The organism is Salmonella sp. SAL4457 (genome assembly GCF_046548235.1).
Taxonomy (GTDB): domain Bacteria; phylum Pseudomonadota; class Gammaproteobacteria; order Enterobacterales; family Enterobacteriaceae; genus Salmonella; species Salmonella enterica.
Map to the genome: position 1 here is coordinate 1 of NZ_JBGDZO010001229.1, position 240 is coordinate 240.

The 240-nt window shown below is 70.8% G+C and carries 1 pseudogene; it reads left to right on the top strand.

What is annotated here, in order from left to right:
* Positions 1-240: pseudogene (locus tag ACLJNW_RS28105) on the top strand (pirin family protein); the annotation flags it as partial.

The window sequence follows — 240 nt, forward strand, 5'->3', positions numbered from 1 at the left end:
GCTATGGGTCAACCTGCCCTCCAGCGACAAGATGAACCCGCCGCGCTACCAGACCCTGCTGGATGCCGACATTCCCCGCGTCGGCCTGCCCGACAGGGCCGGCGAACTGCGGGTGATCGCCGGACGCTACGGCCGCCACCAGGGGCCGGCGCTGACCCACTCGCCGCTGGCGGTCTGGGACGTGCAGCTGAAGGCCGGCAAGCACCTCGCCCTCGACCTGCCCAAGGGACATACCTGCGC